The organism is Photobacterium sp. MCCC 1A19761 (assembly GCF_037389125.1).
Taxonomy (GTDB): Bacteria; Pseudomonadota; Gammaproteobacteria; order Enterobacterales; family Vibrionaceae; genus Photobacterium.
In genome coordinates this window covers 101447-119030 of sequence record NZ_JAZGTF010000001.1, presented here as the reverse complement: position 1 = coordinate 119030, position 17584 = coordinate 101447, and the positions used below count along the sequence as shown (strand labels likewise).

At 53.7% G+C, this 17584-nt stretch carries 14 protein-coding genes; 5 read left to right on the top strand and 9 right to left on the bottom strand.

Going from position 1 to position 17584, the window contains the following annotated elements; translation table 11 throughout:
* Positions 1-214 precede the first annotated feature (214 nt).
* Positions 215-1417, top strand: a complete 1203-nt coding sequence (gene fabV, locus VV869_RS00505) for an enoyl-ACP reductase FabV (RefSeq protein WP_337733069.1) — start codon at positions 215-217, stop codon at positions 1415-1417.
* 100 nt (positions 1418-1517) lie between these two features.
* On the opposite strand, the gene VV869_RS00500 is transcribed toward fabV, so the two are convergent.
* The 5 genes from VV869_RS00500 to VV869_RS00480 all read right to left on the bottom strand — a co-directional run bounded on the left by VV869_RS00500 (position 1518) and on the right by VV869_RS00480 (position 7058).
* A complete protein-coding gene (locus tag VV869_RS00500; protein ID WP_337733068.1) occupies positions 1518-2861 on the bottom strand; it encodes an ATP-binding protein in 1344 nt (447 codons plus the stop codon).
* Positions 2858-3532 carry a response regulator gene (locus VV869_RS00495; protein ID WP_261602286.1) on the bottom strand — a complete coding sequence of 225 codons (675 nt, stop codon included), beginning with the start codon at positions 3530-3532 and terminating at the stop codon, positions 2858-2860. Before VV869_RS00495 ends, VV869_RS00500 begins: the two co-directional genes overlap by 4 nt.
* Before the next feature lie 185 nt (positions 3533-3717).
* Positions 3718-5400 carry an aspartate:alanine antiporter gene (locus VV869_RS00490; RefSeq protein WP_337733067.1) on the bottom strand — a complete coding sequence of 561 codons (1683 nt, stop codon included), beginning with the start codon at positions 5398-5400 and terminating at the stop codon, positions 3718-3720.
* 183 nt (positions 5401-5583) lie between these two features.
* The gene (locus VV869_RS00485; RefSeq protein ID WP_261602288.1) at positions 5584-5847 is read right to left on the bottom strand and encodes a GrxA family glutaredoxin; all 264 of its coding nucleotides are present in this window, start codon (positions 5845-5847) and stop codon (positions 5584-5586) included.
* 230 nt (positions 5848-6077) lie between these two features.
* Positions 6078-7058, bottom strand: coding sequence for a porin (locus tag VV869_RS00480; protein WP_337733065.1), 981 nt, complete (start codon positions 7056-7058; stop codon positions 6078-6080).
* Between the two features lie 265 nt (positions 7059-7323).
* Here VV869_RS00480 and VV869_RS00475 point away from each other — a divergent pair, with 265 nt between their 5' ends.
* From VV869_RS00475 to VV869_RS00460, 4 genes are all read left to right on the top strand, one after another.
* Positions 7324-8499: an iron-containing alcohol dehydrogenase gene (locus VV869_RS00475; RefSeq protein ID WP_337733064.1), complete on the top strand. Its 1176-nt coding sequence runs from the start codon at positions 7324-7326 to the stop codon at positions 8497-8499.
* A gap of 112 nt (positions 8500-8611) precedes the next feature.
* Positions 8612-9337, top strand: coding sequence for an oxygen-insensitive NADPH nitroreductase (nfsA, locus tag VV869_RS00470; protein WP_337733063.1), 726 nt, complete (start codon positions 8612-8614; stop codon positions 9335-9337).
* Between the two features lie 186 nt (positions 9338-9523).
* Complete coding sequence (locus VV869_RS00465) at positions 9524-10708, top strand: hypothetical protein (RefSeq protein WP_337733062.1); 1185 nt, start codon at positions 9524-9526, stop codon at positions 10706-10708.
* 352 nt (positions 10709-11060) lie between these two features.
* Complete coding sequence (locus VV869_RS00460; protein ID WP_337733061.1) at positions 11061-11651, top strand: acetate uptake transporter; 591 nt, start codon at positions 11061-11063, stop codon at positions 11649-11651.
* 562 nt (positions 11652-12213) lie between these two features.
* Here the strand turns inward: VV869_RS00460 and VV869_RS00455 are convergent.
* From VV869_RS00455 to pabB, 4 genes are all read right to left on the bottom strand, one after another.
* Positions 12214-13575, bottom strand: a complete 1362-nt coding sequence (locus tag VV869_RS00455) for an L-serine ammonia-lyase (protein WP_337733059.1) — start codon at positions 13573-13575, stop codon at positions 12214-12216.
* 242 nt (positions 13576-13817) lie between these two features.
* Entirely contained in the window at positions 13818-15071 is a 1254-nt protein-coding gene (locus tag VV869_RS00450; RefSeq protein WP_337733058.1) for an aromatic amino acid transport family protein, read from the bottom strand.
* 191 nt (positions 15072-15262) lie between these two features.
* On the bottom strand, positions 15263-15862 hold the full coding sequence (locus tag VV869_RS00445; RefSeq protein ID WP_337733057.1) for a CoA pyrophosphatase: 600 nt from the start codon (positions 15860-15862) through the stop codon (positions 15263-15265).
* A 127-nt stretch (positions 15863-15989) separates the two neighbouring features.
* Positions 15990-17387, bottom strand: a complete 1398-nt coding sequence (gene pabB / locus VV869_RS00440; RefSeq protein ID WP_337733056.1) for an aminodeoxychorismate synthase component I — start codon at positions 17385-17387, stop codon at positions 15990-15992.
* Positions 17388-17584 lie beyond the last annotated feature (197 nt).

The window sequence follows — 17584 nt, the reverse complement described above, 5'->3', positions numbered from 1 at the left end:
TGCGCACGATAATGAATAAACCTGGTGTCCCCAATATGCCACGCATTCGCGTGGCATTTTTTTATTTCGCTGTTGCAAAAACCAACAAAATGCACGTAAAAGAAGTGATCAACACCTCCAACCACTCCCATTTTTAGCGTTTACGCTCATAAATTTAATGCGAATTTGTCATTTACCTTTTATCCTACAGTCAATTGTGAGAGGGAAGTTGAACATGATCATCAAACCTAAAATTCGTGGATTTATCTGTACCACCACTCACCCTGTGGGTTGTGAAGCGAACGTCAAAGAACAAATTGAATACACTAAAGCCCAGGGCCCAATTGCCAATGCACCGAAGCGCGTGCTGGTGGTGGGTTCTTCCAGCGGCTATGGTTTGTCTTCACGTATCGCAGCAGCGTTCGGTGGCGGCGCGGCAACAATCGGCGTATTTTTCGAAAAGCCAGGCACTGAGAAGAAGCCGGGTACGGCCGGTTGGTACAACTCTGCCGCGTTTGACAAATTCGCCAAAGCAGAAGGGCTGTATTCCAAGAGCCTGAACGGCGACGCTTTCTCCCATGAAGCCAAACAAAAAGTGATTGATCTGATCAAACAAGATCTGGGTCAGATCGATATGGTGGTTTACTCACTGGCTTCGCCGGTGCGTAAAATGCCGGACAGCGGCGAAGTTGTGCGTTCAAGCCTGAAGCCGATGGGCGAAACCTACACGGCGACAGCGGTGGACACCAACAAAGACGTGCTGATCGAAGCCAGCATCGAACCGGCAACTGAGCAAGAAGTTCAGGATACCGTCACGGTCATGGGCGGTCAGGACTGGGAGCTGTGGATCAATGCCCTGTCTGAAGCCGGTGTCCTGGCTGACGATTGTAAGACCGTTGCTTACAGCTACATCGGGACTGAAATCACCTGGCCAATCTACTGGCACGGTGCGCTGGGCAAAGCCAAGATGGATCTGGACCGTGCAGCCAAAGCGCTGAACGAGAAACTATCAGCGACCGGCGGCTCTGCCAATGTTGCGGTTCTGAAGAGTGTAGTGACGCAAGCAAGCTCGGCGATCCCGGTGATGCCGCTTTACATTGCGATGGTCTTTAAGAAAATGCGTGAAGAAGGCGTGCATGAAGGCTGTATGGAGCAGATCCACCGCATGTTTACGCAGCGTCTGTACAAAGAAGACGGCTCAGCGCCAGAGCTGGACGAAGCCAATCGTCTGCGTCTGGATGACTGGGAACTGCGTGAGGACATCCAGAAGCACTGTCGCGACCTGTGGCCACAGGTGACCAACGAGAACCTGTTTGAAGTGGCAGACTACCAGCAGTACAAGGATGAGTTCCTGAAACTGTTCGGTTTTGGCATTGAGTCAGTTGATTACGACGCTGATGTCAGCCCAGTCGTTGACTTCGATGTGGAAGACATCTGATTGTCATGATGCTCTGAACAGAAAAAAACCGCCAAACGGCGGTTTTTTTCTGCTTGTCGGTCGAGCGAGTCTGCGGGCCGTGGTTCTTTTTCAGCCGAAATTATTTGGTCGGGATCCGGATCACGAAGGCCGCGCCTTCAATCCCGGCGGTTTCGACGTGAATGCTCCCCTGGTAGCTCTCGACAATCTCGTGACAGACGGAGAGCCCGATCCCCTGGCCGGGATTGAGCTGATCGGCCCGCACCCCACGCTGGAAAATGGCTTCGCGCATCGCTTCACAAACACCCGGGCCGTCATCTTCGATTCGGATTTCGAACGCATCCGGGTGGCAGATGACATTGATCTGGACCTCGCTGATACAAAAGCGGTAGGCATTTTCCAACAGGTTGCCGAGTAGCTCCATTAAGTCATTCCGGTTCAGCGGCAGCTTGAGCTGGGGTGAAAAACCGCACACCAGGTTGACTTGCTTGTCGCTGTAGACCTTGCTGAGCAGGTTGCGGAAGCTGTCGACGGCCGGTTTCAGCTCGGTCTGATCTTTTTGCAACCCCTGCTGGCCCATCATGGCGCGCTTGAGCTGGTACTGGACCAGTTCATCCATCTGGCTGATCTGCTCCATGATCCGCTGGTTCAGATCCGGGCGGCAGATATTCTGATCGTCCAGCAGGGCATGCGCTGCTGCCAGCCGGGTTTTCAGGCTGTGGGCCAGGTCGTCCATCGCGTGGCGATAGCGGCCTTTTTGAACGTTGCTGATTTGGATCAACCGGTTGAGGGCCAGCGTGACATCTTGCAATTCCATCGGATAGTCATCATCGAGCTTGTCGCGCTTGGCATCGGTCATCTGATCCAGCTGGGTTGCCAGCTTGCGCAGCGGCTGGAAGCTCCAGTGAAACGCCGCCACCAGAAAAGCAATCGCGATCAGAACGAACAAGCCGAGGTAGAAGGTGGTGCGTTTGTGCAGCTTTTCCAGAGATGACTTGTATTGATCCCCAGTGCGCAGCACCACCAGCTGGTAAGTTTTACCGCCTTCCCGATCCCGGCTCATGTTATAGGCGATATAGCTCTCGCCATCGAGCGTCTCGATCAGGGTCGGTACCGGAATATTGTCCGGCAGCTCCTGGCAAATATTGCCGAGGTTGGCCTCTTTGGCTTCATCGGAAAGCCAGATGGTATGGTCGCGGGTATCACACACGACGGACATGTAGTCGGTATCCGACGGGTCGATGGAGTCAATCCACTTGTCGACATCTTTGATCAGCCCGGCGCGGTTCAATTGGGCGACCACCATCGGCATCTGCGCCACCAACTCGGAAGAGTAGGCGGCCATGTAGCTCTGGCTGTAGAGCTGGTTGATCACCCCGGCCAGGGCCGAAGTGATCAGTACGATAATAGCGACCGAGGTGCCGAGCACCCGTCGGCGCAGACGGGGTTGGAGCAGTCCCTTCATTGCGCTTGCAGCTCAAAGATATAGCCCTGACCGCGGATGGTCGAGATTGGGTTCTCCTGGCCGTGGCTGGTGAATTTCTTGCGCAGGCGGCTAATCATCACCTCAATGGTGTTCGGATCGCCCTCCTGATCTTCATACAGCACATCCAGCAGACGCTGCTTGGAAACTACCTGGCGGCTGTGGCGCATCAGGTATTCCAGCAAATCGTATTCAAATGCCGTCAGCTCCAGTGGGGTCTCGGCAATAAACACTTGCTTAGCCAGCAGATCTACCCGGATATCCCCGGCGGTCATTTCCGGTTTCACAAACCCCGCGCTGCGGCGAACCAGGGCGCTCAGGCGGGCCACCATTTCCTCTTTCTGGAATGGTTTGACCAGGTAGTCATCCGCACCGGCTTCCAGCCCGGTAACTTTATCCTGCCAGTTCGAGCGGGCGGTCAGGATCAAAATCGGGAGGCGCAGCCCTTCCTGGCGGATATCTTTGATCAGGCTGATCCCGTCGCGATCGGGCAGGCCGATATCGACAATGGCGACATCGTTGGGGTAGTTCTGGGCAAAAAACAGGCCTTCTTCAGCCGTGCCCGCACATTGGACTTGGTGGCCCAGCTCACTGAGCTGAGATTTCAGATGGTGGCTGAGAATGGGGTCATCTTCGACGATAAGGATACGCATAATATTGATTACCAAAAATAAAGCGACTTGCTCAATATACTGGACGGTGCTGAGGCTGGCGATGATCGAGCAGCTTAAATGTGTGCTGAGCAGCGTTTCAGTTTACATGCATACCACTATAGATAACGGGACTGAATAGACGCTGACTCATTCATTAGTATTGTGTCAGCGTCTTGGTTCACGCGCTAGCTGAGGATGATGATGAGGGTACCGGCAACGGTCAAGAGAACGTTGGCAATGGCATAGGTGCCGGCATAGCCCAGCGCTGGGATGGTACTGCGGGCATGTTCGTTAATCATGTCCATGGCCGGGGCACAAGTCCGCGCGCCGATAATGGCACCAAACAGCAGGGCCCGGTTCATTTTCAGAATATAGGCACCGAACAGATACGCCAGGACGACCGGCACCGTACTGACCAGCAGGCTGGTGACAAAAACGGCCAGACCGATTTGGGCCAGGGAATCAAACAGGTTCGAGCCGGCGCTGAGGCCGATGCCGACCATGAACACCATCAGGCCGAGATCTTTGGTCATATTCAGCGCCCCCTGCGGCACATAGCCGAAAGTCGGGTGGTTGGCCCGCAGGAAACCGAGGGTGATCCCGGCCAGCAGCAGGCCGGCAGCACTGCCGAGACCAAAGGCAATATGGCCGAAGGTCATGCTGATGGCCCCGATCAACAGGCCGACAATAAAGAAGCAGCAGAAGGCCAGCAGATCGGCGATCTGGCTGTGGACCGAGATAAATCCGATCCGCTCGGCCAGACCCAGGACCCGGCTTTTCTCGCCGCTGACCTGGAGGATATCGCCTTTATTGAGCAAGATATCGTGGTCCATCGGCATTTCGATCTGTGCCCGGACCACCCGGTTGAGAAAACAGCCGTATTCGGATAGGTTCAGATCCGAGAGTTTCTTCCCGGCAATGCTGTCATTTTTGACTACGATCTCTTCTTCAACCACGCGCAGATCAAGCAAGTCGCGATCGAACACTTCCTTGCCGTGACGAAAACTTGGGTCCAGGCGCGCATGGCTGTCGGGATACCCTACCAGGGCGATTTCATCACCTTCCTGCAAGATGGCATCGCCATCCGGGTTGGCGAGGATCCCATGGCGGCGGATCCGCTCGATGTAACAACCGGTCTGGCGGTAAATTCCCAGCTCGCGCAAGTTGCGGCCGTCAATCCAGTTGATCAGTTCCGGACCAACGCGGTAGGCACGAATAATCGGCAGGTAGACTTTGCGCTGGGCGACTTCGCCGATCCCCCGTTCGCGGGCAATCTGGCGCGAGGACTCGGCCAGGTTTTGTTTTTGCAGCTTCGGCATCAGCTTTGCCAGCAGGATCAGGCTGACCAGCCCGACCAGATAAGACATGGCATAACCGACGCTCAGGCTGTCGACCATGGTTTGTACCAGTTGGCTGTCGTCAATACCGGCCAAGCCGCTGTTGAGGGCGTCTTTGGCACCCACCAACACCGGAGTTGCAGTGAGCGAGCCTGCCATTAAGCCGGTAGCCAGGGCCAGATCCAGATTCAGGACATTGGACATCAGCATGGTCACAGCGATGGCGGACAGTAAGACTACCAGCGCCAGCAGCAGGTAATGTTTGCCGTCGCGGAAGAAAATGCCGAAAAAGTTGGGGCCGGCTTCAATCCCGACACAAAAGATAAACAGCATAAAGCCGATATTCAGGGCCTCGGCATCAAAGGTAAACCCGGCATTGCCAAACAGCAGCGCGGTCAGGAGCACCCCGATGGAATTGCCGATGAGCATATTGGCGATTCTGAGTTTTCCGACACTGAGGCCGACGGCGAGGACAACAAAAAGCAGCAGGATATCGTTCTGGTGGAGTAAAGCAGCGACATCAATGTTCACAACGGGTTCCGGGAAGAGAGGGCAGCAACAACAGTGGGGGGGATTCTAACGGATTTTGATAGTGGGTCATACCGCAAAGTGGGATCTTGGTATAAAAAGGGTAAGTTATTTTTTCATGGCTGAGACCCGGTTGGAAAAAAGGCTGCACAGGCAGCCTTTTCAATGCGTTCGGGCTCTCAGAACTTATTGAAACAGACCCAGATTTTCTTTGGCGTAAGCTTCAAAGTCGGTGCAACCGCCGATGTGTTCCTGATCGATGAAAATTTGCGGTACAGTTTCTACCGGCTTACCGACAGTTTTTTCCAGATCCGCTTTGCTGATGCCTTCGGCATGAATGTCGACGTAGCGGTAGTTGAAATCGTCGCGCTCGGCTTTCAGGTTGTCAGCCAGATCTTTCGCACGCACACAGTAAGGGCAACCAGGACGGCCAAAAATAACAACGAACATAAATTCTCTCCTTTATTCTGATGGGCCCACTATATCGTGACTGGCTGGGTTGAGAAAGCGGGTTTTCTCTTTCAAAGCGATAGATAAATCCGATGAACCCAATGAGGGGGCATTATGGCGTACCGTCGGCGCAAGCGGGCAGGGCGATGTTTCCGGCAAAAGAAAACCGGGCTAAGGGCCCGGTTTGATGTTTGGCGTGTCAGGTGTTTCGGCGGTTGCGAAAGCCTGGCTTAGAAGTCGTAACGTAGAGCAACCGCCAGCACATCTTCGTTGCCGTCGATGTTGTCGATCTTGTACTCAGCAAAAGTACGCAGTTGCTTGTTAAACTTGTATTGCGCGCCGACCGTGAAGTAGTCGGTCTTGTCTTCAGTAGTGCCACCGGTGTCTTTCTCCAGGAAGTTGTAACCGCCCAGAACCGAGAAACCATTGTCAAAGCTGTAACCCAGCACGGCTTCGTAGCCGTCGTAGTCGGTGTTGCTTTCGCTGCCGTCTTTGTTTTTCCAGTTTTCACCGGTGGTGAACAGCACAGCGGCATAGATGTTGTTGGCATCATAGGCGACAGACAGGGCCGTCATTTTGGCATCGTCAGAGTCGTCTTTCCCTTCCCCCTGGTTATAAGCGGCACCCAGGTTGATCCCCATCGGCAGGGCGTACTTGGCTGCAACACCATAAGAAGTCGCGTCGTCACCATCAGTGTTTTCGACCTTGTCATTTTCAAGCTGGTAACCGGCTTCCAGGGTCAGGCCGTTAAATTCGCCGGTGTATTTCAGCACGCCGGTTGATTTACCCGTGCCGAAACGGTCGGTTCCGGTGCCACTGGCATCAGCGCCGAACTCATACAGTACGTCTGTAAAATCAGACACCAGGGTATAAGCACCATACTGGCGACCATAAGTCACTTCACCCCAGTCACCGCCCAGACCGGCATAGCCCAGGCGCGTGTCGAAGCTGTCTTCTGATTTGGAATCAAACTCGATTTCGTACTTCATCAGGCCGTACAGTTGCTCGTTGACCTGAGTCGATGCCGCAGCGCCGATACGGAAGTAGCTTTGATCGCCTTGCTCGCTGTCATCATCGGACGCATAGTACATCCCAACCGCGCGACCTTTGACATCCACTTTGTGGGTGTCATCTTCATACACGGTGGCGGCACTCACGGCGCCAGAGAAAAGTGAAGCCAGAATCGCAGTGGTTAGCGCTGCATGTTTCATGTTTGTGTCCCCTAAATAGAAAAAATTCGGCATCTTGCCGTTATTGTGTTGCGGGGAGAATAGAAGGCTTATGTGACACTAAGGTGTTAATAACAAGTCACTTTTATGAAATGAACAGAGATCGATTAAGAAGAATGCAATGTGTGATTCATCATGGGTTCTCAACAATGTGTCGTGCTTTACTGGCGAAAAATTGCCCAGAATCAAATGAGGGTTTTCTATAACGGGCACACTCATCATCAGGGCTTAGAGAGAAGAGGTCGGTATGTTCCAGTTTATGACGTCAACGCGGATTATCTTTGGTGAAGGTGCGCTGACGAATTCATTGTCATCACTGAATCAGTTTGGCTACAGCGTGCTGTTGGTCACCGGGAAAGACAGCGAGCGGGCCGAGCCGGTGATCAATTACCTGAAACAGCAGAGCATGCGTTATCAACAGGTGGCGGTCCATGGTGAGCCCCTGATCGCCATGATTGAAGAGATGGCGGCCATGGGGCGTAAGTTCCGTCCGGATATGGTGCTGGCTATTGGCGGCGGTAGTGTGCTTGATGCCGGCAAGGCGCTGGCGGCGCTGATCCCGAATCAGGGCAGTGTTTATGACTACGTGGAAGTCGTCGGCCGCAACGTGCCGCTGCAGGCCAAACCGCTGCCGTTTATTGCGGTGCCGACGACCGCCGGGACGGGATCGGAGGTAAGTAAAAATGCGGTACTGCGTTCAGCTCAGGAGCAGGTGAAGGTCAGCTTGCGAGGGCCGGAAATGCTGGCAGATCTGGCGATTGTTGATCCGACCCTGACGTACGGGATGGATCCGATCATGTCGGGCTATTGCGGGATGGATGCGTTCAGCCATCTGATGGAAGCCTATGTCTGCGGCGAACCGAATCCGCTGACTGATATGGTATGTGAGGAAGGTTTGCGTCGGCTGTCAGGATCCCTGCTCGCCGCCTGTGAAGATGATGATCCCCGGGCACGGGCAGATATGTCGTTCGCGGCCATGCTGGGGGGGATGGCGCTCGCCAACGGCAAGTTGGGGGCCGCGCATGGCCTGGCCTCGGCGCTGGGTGGGCGTCTTGAGGCGCCTCACGGCCTGATCACCGCACAACTGGTTCCTTTCGTGATGCAGGAGAATGTGTCGGCGGCCCGGGAGGCCGGTCGGACGGACGTACTGGATCGTTACCGGCAGTTAGCCTGCATCCTGACCGGGCGGATCAATGCCGAAATTATTGATGGGATCCTGTGGGCCCGCCGGACGCTGAAGCGGCTGGGGTTACCGGCGCTGTCCTCGTACGGGCTGTGCGATATGATGTTTGATGAGGTGGCTGACAATGCCCTGCGCTCGAATGCCATTAAGGGTAACCCGTTGCCACTAAATAAACAGCGTCTGGTGAGCATACTGGATCAGGTTTGCGACGGATGTTGCTGCGATCAGTCGGCTTTGTGAGGCTTTCGTCAGAGTTCTGCCGGACGCCGGGATCCCGGATGCCACCCGGCGATGTCTTATGATACAGTGTCACCTCATCAATACTGTTTTTTTCAGGAAGATAAGGATAGTCATGAACCAGACCGTTGAAACGCTCCTGCAGCACCGCTCGATCCGCAAGTTCACCCAGCAGCCGATTTCAGAAGCGCAGCGGACGGCGATCCTGGATTGTGCGATTGCCGCTTCATCCTCCAGTTTTATCCAGTGTGTCAGCATTATTCGGGTGACTGCGCTGGAGAAACGGGCGTTGCTGGCGGAATATGCGGGCGGTCAGCCGTATGTGGCTTCCGCGGCTGAGTTTCTGGTGTTCTGCGCTGATTTTCACCGGCATCAGGCCATTCACCCTGAAGCGCAGCTCGGCTTTACTGAGCAAACCCTGATTGGTGCGGTGGATGCGGCGTTGATGGCGCAAAACGCGCTGACGGCAGCCGAATCAATGGGTTTGGGTGGGGTGTTCATCGGTGGAATCCGAAACAATCCGGAACAGGTATCAACATTATTGTCACTACCGCATCATGTGATCCCGTTGTTTGGTTTATGCTTGGGCTATCCGGCGCAGGATCCGGAGCGTAAGCCGCGATTGCCGCGGGAACTGATTGTCCACCAAGACAGTTACCAACCCACATTGGATACCGAGTTGCTGGCGCAATATGATGCCAAGGTCCGCGAATACTACAAAACCCGAACCGGGGGTAATAAAGAAACGTCCTGGACTGAGCAAATTACGGCGACCCTGAGTAAGGAAGCACGTCCTTTCATGAAGGATTTCATCAATCAGAAAGGCTTCAGCACGAAGTGATTGGGAAATAGAACTTTTTCATCAGGGAACAGTCCGATACACTAGATTGATTGCTGAGTGTTTACTCAATTTATCAGGCAAGCATGAACATCACACACAGCTTTTGTCGGCAGACACGGTGCCGGGCGCAGAGCCTGCCGACAGTTGCGCTGTGGTACACAGCCATTTTTATCAGCGGAATGAGATATGAAACAAATTGGGAAAGTAGCCTGTTGTCTTTGTCTGGCTGCTTTACTGAGTGCCTGTTCAAGCACGCCTGAAGGTGAAGAGGGAGTTTCATCTCAAATCAAGACCGAGGATCGGTTTCAGCAAGCAATGGGCGTCCATCTGCAATGGCAACAGCGTTTAGGCGATGTTGCTGCCTTCGCGGTGTATTCGCCGGATCAATACGCGACCCTGACGGCAAGCTGGCAAAAGGCCACGGCAATTCATCAGGAGATGAAGGATAATCCGTCCCTGGCGTTTGAAAGCTATTCGCTGTTTTCCTCACAAACCTACCTGGATCGCTATTTTGAAGAAATCGGCCGGGTCACGGCCGCGCTGGCGCGGCTGCAGGATCTGAAAACCGTCGCGGATGACGTACTGGCCCCAGCAATGACCCAGCTCAATTATCTGGACTCGATTGATGCCCGACACTATTACCGCAGCGAATATGTTCGGCTGACCCGTTTATATGCCAAGCTGTTTCGCCTGGTGGAGGACGATGCGCTGAGTGACGCCGGGGAGGAGCAGGAAGAGTTTCTGTCGCGGGGACACAGCCTTGAAGTGCGTACCATCAAGAAAATTCATGTCGCGCCTCAGGAAGATGCCCTGGAGGTGTTGCGGAGTAATGATGTCAAAGATTATGCGCCCATTAGCTTTGCCCGGGTTGAATCGGAAATCCTCAATGCCAAGGGCGTGATTGAACGTTCCCCCCGGGCGTTTGGGCAGATAGAGCAAGCGGTAGAGAAGATCCGTTTCGAATTGGCTCATGCGGCCCATATCGCACAGGAAGTGCAGTTGCTGCGTGAGCGCAGTGAAGACGAATATGAAAATCACTTCCTGGAGATTGAAACTAAGTTGCTTCAAATTTCGCTGGCGCTCAATGACAGCGATTTAAGAGACCGGCCGCTCAAGATGCAGGCCGCCCAGATTAAACAAGCCGTGACCGAGACGCGCCGCCAACCGTCGCCGGATCAACCCGAGTTGAATCCGGATGGGCAGGTCTCGGCATTGCATCAGTTAGTCAGTGCCCAGCAGGCACAAATCAAGGCGCTGCAAGCCCAGTTGGCTCAGACGAATAATGAACGGCATGCAATCCCTTTGGCGCCGCATACCAGCGGTAAAACAGCTCATCAACCTCAGCTGACAGAAGCTTCTCTGCCGGAATAGAAGCGTAAAAAGCAGACTTCATCAGAAAAAGCAGCGTAAAGCTGCTTTTTTTCTATCTCAATTCAGGAGCAATCAGCCTTGATTGCCCGGAAAGCCAGACAGGCCCTGATTTCAATGTCTCGTGAAACATCAAACGTGTGTCACAGCTAGTTACATTTATTGCGCTCATTAAACACAATAAAACTTTACTGAGATGATAAATATTCGAAGGTTTTTTGTTTTTGAACAAAAAGCAGGCGTTTTTCGGATTGATTTGCCACGCAGCTTCCTTTAGAATGCGCCGCGCACCTAAGGTGCAACCATTTTTGAAATGTTATTACTTTTTTTGAAAACCTTCCTGTAGGGGCACTTCATGTCTACAAAATTAGCGAACCCGGCGCCGCTTGGCCTGATGGGTTTTGGGATGACAACCATTCTTCTGAATATCCACAATGCGGGTTTCTTTCCGATTGACTCGATGATCCTGGCGATGGGGATTTTCTATGGCGGTCTGAGCCAAGTGTTGGTCGGCATGATGTGCTTTAAACGTGGTGACACGTTCGGTACGACCGCCTTTACATCTTACGGCCTGTTCTGGCTGACGCTGGTCGGTTTGATCGTGATGCCATACATGGGTCTGCCTGCCAGCCCGGCTGGTTTCATGGGTTGGTACCTGGCGCTGTGGGGCATTTTCACAGGCTTCATGTTTATCGGCTCACTGTGCTACCCACGTGCCAAGCAGTTTGTTTTCGGTTCGCTGACGGTTCTGTTCTTCCTGCTGGCGGCGCGTGATTTCACGGGTAGCGAGCTGATCGGTACTATCGCTGGGTTTGAAGGCATCATCTGTGGTGCCAGCGCGATCTACTTTGCAATGGCTCAGGTGCTGAACAACGAATTCGGCCGCACCATCCTGCCGGTTGGTGAACTGAAAAAAGAATCAGTGGCGCTGAAAGCTGCGGCTTAATGTTGACCCGCTAAAGTTAGCTGATGAAAAACCTCGCCAAGGCGAGGTTTTTTTATGCCCGGTATTTGTGTGCTCCGCTTGTCAGGCGGGGCTTAGGAGTGCTGTGAGCTGCATCCTCATCCGTGTTCCCGTCAGTCGTGTTTCAGGGCAGGGTTTTTGTGTCAGTCGTACTCAGCGGCAGTTCAAGCGTCTAAGGTTATGTATCTAAGATTATATATCTAGGGCTATAACGCTGCCCGAGGATAGGGGGCAGAAGTGCTGGTTAAGGCCAAGAAGAAGATCATACGAAGCCGAGCTCAGGAGTCAGCGCTCAGGAGCAGTTTGCGACTCAGTTGCGGCTTTACTCGGCAGTGCACCGGCTATCTTTCCGTGACTCACATCTGCCGATAAGGCATGACGGATGCCTAGGGAAGGCCGATGGGTGAGAGACGGGCGATGTCGTGGCGTACCTGATGCGGGGACGGGGAGGCCAGGCCGGGGGGCGTGATATTGATAGGCGGCAGAATAACAGCCAAAAAAAGCTACCCGAAGGTAGCTTTTCAATCATCAGATGTTGCGGGACTTAGCAAATAACCTTGATTGCCAGACCGCCCTGAGAGGTTTCACGGTACTTGGCATTCATGTCTTTACCGGTTTCCAGCATGGTCTCGATGACTTTGTCCAGCGAGACACGCGGATCGGAAGAGCGGCGCATTGCCATACGAGAGGCGTTGATCGATTTCACCGCGGCGATACCGTTACGCTCGATACACGGAACCTGAACCTGGCCGGCAACCGGGTCACAGGTCAGTCCCAGGTTGTGCTCCATGGCAATCTCAGCTGCCATACATACTTGTTCCGGGCTACCGCCCATCAGCTCAGCCAGACCGGCTGCAGCCATGGAACAAGCCACGCCTACTTCACCCTGACAGCCCACTTCGGCGCCAGAGATTGACGCGTTGCGCTTGTACAGGCCACCGATGGCACCGGAAGCGGCAAAGTAACGGGTGTACTCTTTCTCGCCAACCGGCTGAATAAACTTGTCGTAGTAAGCCAGAACGGCCGGGATGATCCCGCAGGCGCCGTTGGTTGGCGCTGTGACCACACGGCCACCGGCTGCGTTCTCTTCGTTAACCGCGAAGGCGTACATGTTCACCCAGTCAACCACGGTCATCGGATCGTTGGTCAGCTTCTCGTTAGTGATCAGTTGCTGGCGCAGTGCCGCAGCTCGGCGAGGAACACGAAGCGGACCAGGCAGGATACCTTCTTCGTTCATGCCGCGCTCCATACACTCGGTCATGGTTCTCCAGATCCCGGCGAAGTAGTCGCGAATTTCCTGCTCCGTGTTCATGGCGCGTTGGTTGGCCATCGTCAGGCTGCTGATCGACAGGCCGCTTTCTTTACACTGGTTCACCAGCTCTTCGGCAGTGGTGAAGGCGTAAGGTACCTGAACCGTGGATTCTGCTTCTTTGCCGAAGTTTTCTTCGTCGACGATAAAACCGCCGCCGATGGAGTAATAGGTTTTGGTATAGACTTCGTCGTCGCCACACCAAGCATGGATGGTCATCCCATTTTCATGCAGAGGAAGGTTGGTGGTGTGGAAGTTCATGCCGCCGTCACGCGGGAATGCGACTGTATGGCTGTCATTGTCCAGTGGCAGACGCTCAGTTTCTTCGACACGCGCGATGAAACCCGGAATGCTGTCGATGTCTACGCTTTCAGGGCTGTTGCCTGCCAGGCCCATGATAATTGCGATATCTGTATGGTGGCCTTTACCGGTGAGGGAAAGAGAGCCGTATACATCAACGGTAATCTTAGTGAGATCACTTAATTTGCCCATGGTACGCAGGTCGTCGATGAACTCTTTACCTGCTTTCATTGGACCAACCGTGTGCGAACTGGAAGGGCCCACACCAATTTTGAAGATATCAAAAACACTGATCATGCGATTTACCTCAGTCGGGGGAAGCGATCTTGCCTCCGGCCAAGACTGTCATAGTTTTTATAATTCCCGCCCCTTCCTTGGCGAGATCACAAGAAAAACAAAAGAGCAGTCGGCACAAGCTTCCTGCTCTTAAGTATCACCTATTCTACGCAAATTGTCTTAGATGACTATGCGTTGTAGCACACTTTTTTGTATGAATAATGTGCTTTAGCAATAGTTTCTACAATCGTCGTGATGCGTTTTTAAAGCGCACCGTAGATTACAGAACTAATGGCTGCAATACCACACAGGGCTGTGAAAATTCGTGCAGGCGCTGCTGTTTTGTACTTGGCCATCGCTGGTACTTTGTACATGGCGAAAACTGGCATCAGGAACAGAATCGCGGCAATCATTGGTGCGCCCATGGTTTCAATCATACCCAGGATGCTTGGGTTGATAACCGCAACGATCCAGGTAGTGATCACGATGAACGCCAGAGAGATTTTCTCGATTGTGCTGACTGGCATACCAGAACGGGATTTCACCAGACCGACCAGACCTTCGTGGGCACCCAGGAAGTGACCGAAGTAGCTTGAAGTAATTGCAGCAAAAGCAACCAGTGGGCCCATCAGCGAGATCATTGGAGACTCATGGATGTTCGCCAGGTAAGACAGAACAGAGATGTTCTGAGATTTCGCGTCAGCCAGCTGAGCCGGAGACAGAGACAGAACCACGGAGAATACGAAGAACATCACGAAGCCCATCAGCATCATCGCGGCACCGCCGGTGATCATGTCTGTTTTCTTCACCGCGTTGTCACCGTATACACGGCGCTGTTCTTTTGAGAACTGGCTGATGATCGGGCTGTGGTTGAATGAGAACACGATGATTGGAATCGCCAGCCAGATTACAGATGGCATACCGCTCCAGTCTGGGGCGACTTCCACCATCGATGTGTTCCACTCAGGAACCAGGTAAACAGACAGTGCGATCAGGATGAATACCAGCGGGTAAACCATCATTGAAGTCGCTTTCAGCATTAGTTCTTTACCGAACACAACACCTGCAGTCATGGCCAGGATCAGGCCGCCGGACAGCAGCCAGCGTGGTACAGATTCCATACCCATCTGGTTGACCATGAACGAGTCAACGGTGTTGGTGATCCCGACACCGTAGATCAGCACGATTGGGTAAATGGCGAAAAAGTAAGCGAAAGTGATGATGTTCGCGCCAGTTTTACCGAAGTGCTCTTCAACAGTATCAGTAATATCGGATTCAGGATTTTTTGCGGAAAGAACGAAACGAGCCAGGCTTTTGTGCGCAAACCAAGTCATTGGCAGGGCAATCAGCGCCAGGATGACCAGAGGCCAGAAACCGCCGGCACCAGCTTTAATCGGCAGGAACAGGACACCGGCACCGACGGCTGTACCAAACAGCGATAGGGCCCAGGTGAAATCTTTGTATGTCCAACTGGCTTTGGCAGTAGAGGATACTGCTGAGTTTGACGTGGTATTCATGGTTATATACCTAAGTTTGAGTTACGGAACGGAATATAGGAACGGCGCGCATTTTGAGGATTTAGGGGGGGAAAACTTTGATCAAGATCTCGTTATGTAACGGATGCAAATTGCAATACAATTAAAAGTGATCTGAATCACACATTGCGACGGGGTAAAATAAGGAAAACTAAGGTGTGGGATAATTCTAACTAATACCAGAGCTGGGTTGAGAGGAGTTTGACCATCTGTGCAGTCGCTCCCCAGATTGAATATTGTCGATAGGGAATTGCATAAATATTGTGGTTCTCGCCATTGATACGAACGTGTTCCGTATGCATATTCATCGGGTTTAATAGGTGGCGAATGGGCACTTCAAACAGTGCGTCCACTTCATTTGGGTCCAGTTCTGGCCGGTAGTTGGGTGAGATCACCGACAGGTAAGGCGTGACCAGATAGCCACTGATGGTCGGGAGGGCCGGCAGCTGCCCCAGGATGTGCTCCCTGCTGCATAAAATGCCAGTTTCCTCTGCCGTCTCACGAAGGGCGGTTTCAATTAAATCAACATCTTGAGGTTCTTGGCGTCCGCCAGGGAACGATACCTGGCCAGGATGGTGTTTCAAATGATTGGCACGGCGGGTAAACACAACGTGAAAACTGTTGCCTCGTGGCACCAGCGGGATCAGCACGGCTGCTTGCTTCAGCGTCTGGCGACGGGCAAGGTGCTGGCGGATCCGGGCCGTATGGCTCGGATCGTAGTTTGCCTGAGGGGCAAGCAGGAAGCGGGTTAACAGTTGTTGCTGATCGTTCATGTGTCGTCCGTGATCCGGAGGTCGACCTGCGACAGCGCGTGACTGCCGCCGCCAGGTGATCGGGCGATCACCGCAGTACTTGCGTACCGGTCGACTCTCTTGCGTTCTTTCCTTGATCAAATGCCGATTATTTCGGCGCTTGTTCCAAGATTGGCAGAATTTTACTCAGCTTGTCCAGTGTTTCTTGATACTCGCTGTCGGCCTGACTGTCAGCCACCAGGCCGCCCCCGGCCCAGGCATACAGGGTATTGTCCTGTGAAATCAGCGTCCTGATGGTGATGCTGGTATCCATTTGGCCGCAGCGGCTGAGATAGCCGATGCTGCCGCAGTACACGCTGCGTCGGTGCGGTTCCAGCTCCTCAATAATTTCCATTGCCCGGATTTTCGGTGCGCCGGTAATCGAGCCGCCGGGGAAACAGGCGCGCAGCAAATCCAGCGGTGAGTAGCGGTTGTCCAGGGTGCCGGTCACGGTGCTGACCAGGTGGTGAACCGCCGGGAAGCTCTCAATCTCAAACAGCTTCGGCACCTTGACTGAGCCGGGACTGGCGACCCGGCCAATGTCGTTGCGCAGCAGATCGACGATCATCAGGTTCTCGGACCGATCTTTTTCGGCCGTTTGCAGCGCATGGGCCTGCGCCAGATCCTGCTCAGGGGTCTCTCCCCGAGGCCGGGTGCCCTTGATCGGTTTGGTTTCCACCATGCCCTGGTGGTGTCGCAGAAAGCGTTCCGGGGACACTGAAACAATGGCGTGGTCGTCGGTGTGGATAAACCCGGAAAACGGCGCGCCGTTGGTCTGCTCCAGGCGCAGGTAAGCCTGCCACGCATCCCCCTGAAAACCGGCCTGAAAGCGCTGAGCCAGGTTGATCTGGTAGCAATCGCCTGAACGCAGGTATTCCTGCACCTGAGCAAACTTACCGTCGTATTCGGCTTTGCTCATATTGGCGGTCCATGGCGTTGTTAGCGAAAAGTTGTCAGCTTGTTTCGGTTCGTGCGCGTGGGCTGCGAGTTGGGCTTCGAGCCAGGCTTTGCGTTCGCTGCCTGCCGGCGATACCAGATACAGCTCGCGGGTGTGGTGATCGGCAATCAGCGCCCAGTCATAGATCCCGACCGCCATTTCCGGTGCGGCGATATCCTGCGCGGCCAGTGACGGCATCTGCTCCACCCGGCGGCCGAGGTCATAGGCAAAATAACCCAGCACGCCGCCCTGAAAAGGGATATCTTTCACAGGCTTGCATGCAGGTAATAGTTCTGCCTGGATTTGCTCGATCAGGGTAAACGGATCTGCGGAGCTGGTTTTCTCATCACCGTTGGCATAGCGGATGCGTGTGATGTCGCCCCGGGTCTCCAGAGTGGCTAAAGGATCAGCAACCAGAATGTCATAGCGATTATCCGGATGATCCTGTGCGGCAGAGCGTAATATCATAGCCCATGGCTGGCCGGAGAACGGTGTAAACCAGGCAAGCGAGGCTTGCTCGGTGTACGCGAGGGCTTCAATGCTGAGTTCAGGGTGTGATTTACAAATCATTTTCTTTTTTGTGACAGGTGTTCAGTTGGCGCATGGCGCGAAATTGTCGGCAAGAGTATCATAAACGCAGATTTTAATACGACGCCCAAACGTTTTCCCTTGCCAGTTTCTTGCCGCCGTCCGGCAACGGCTGACCAAGGGGAGCCGTCTATCACCTGGCCGCGTGGTTGCCGAGACTGCATGCATTCCCTACACGC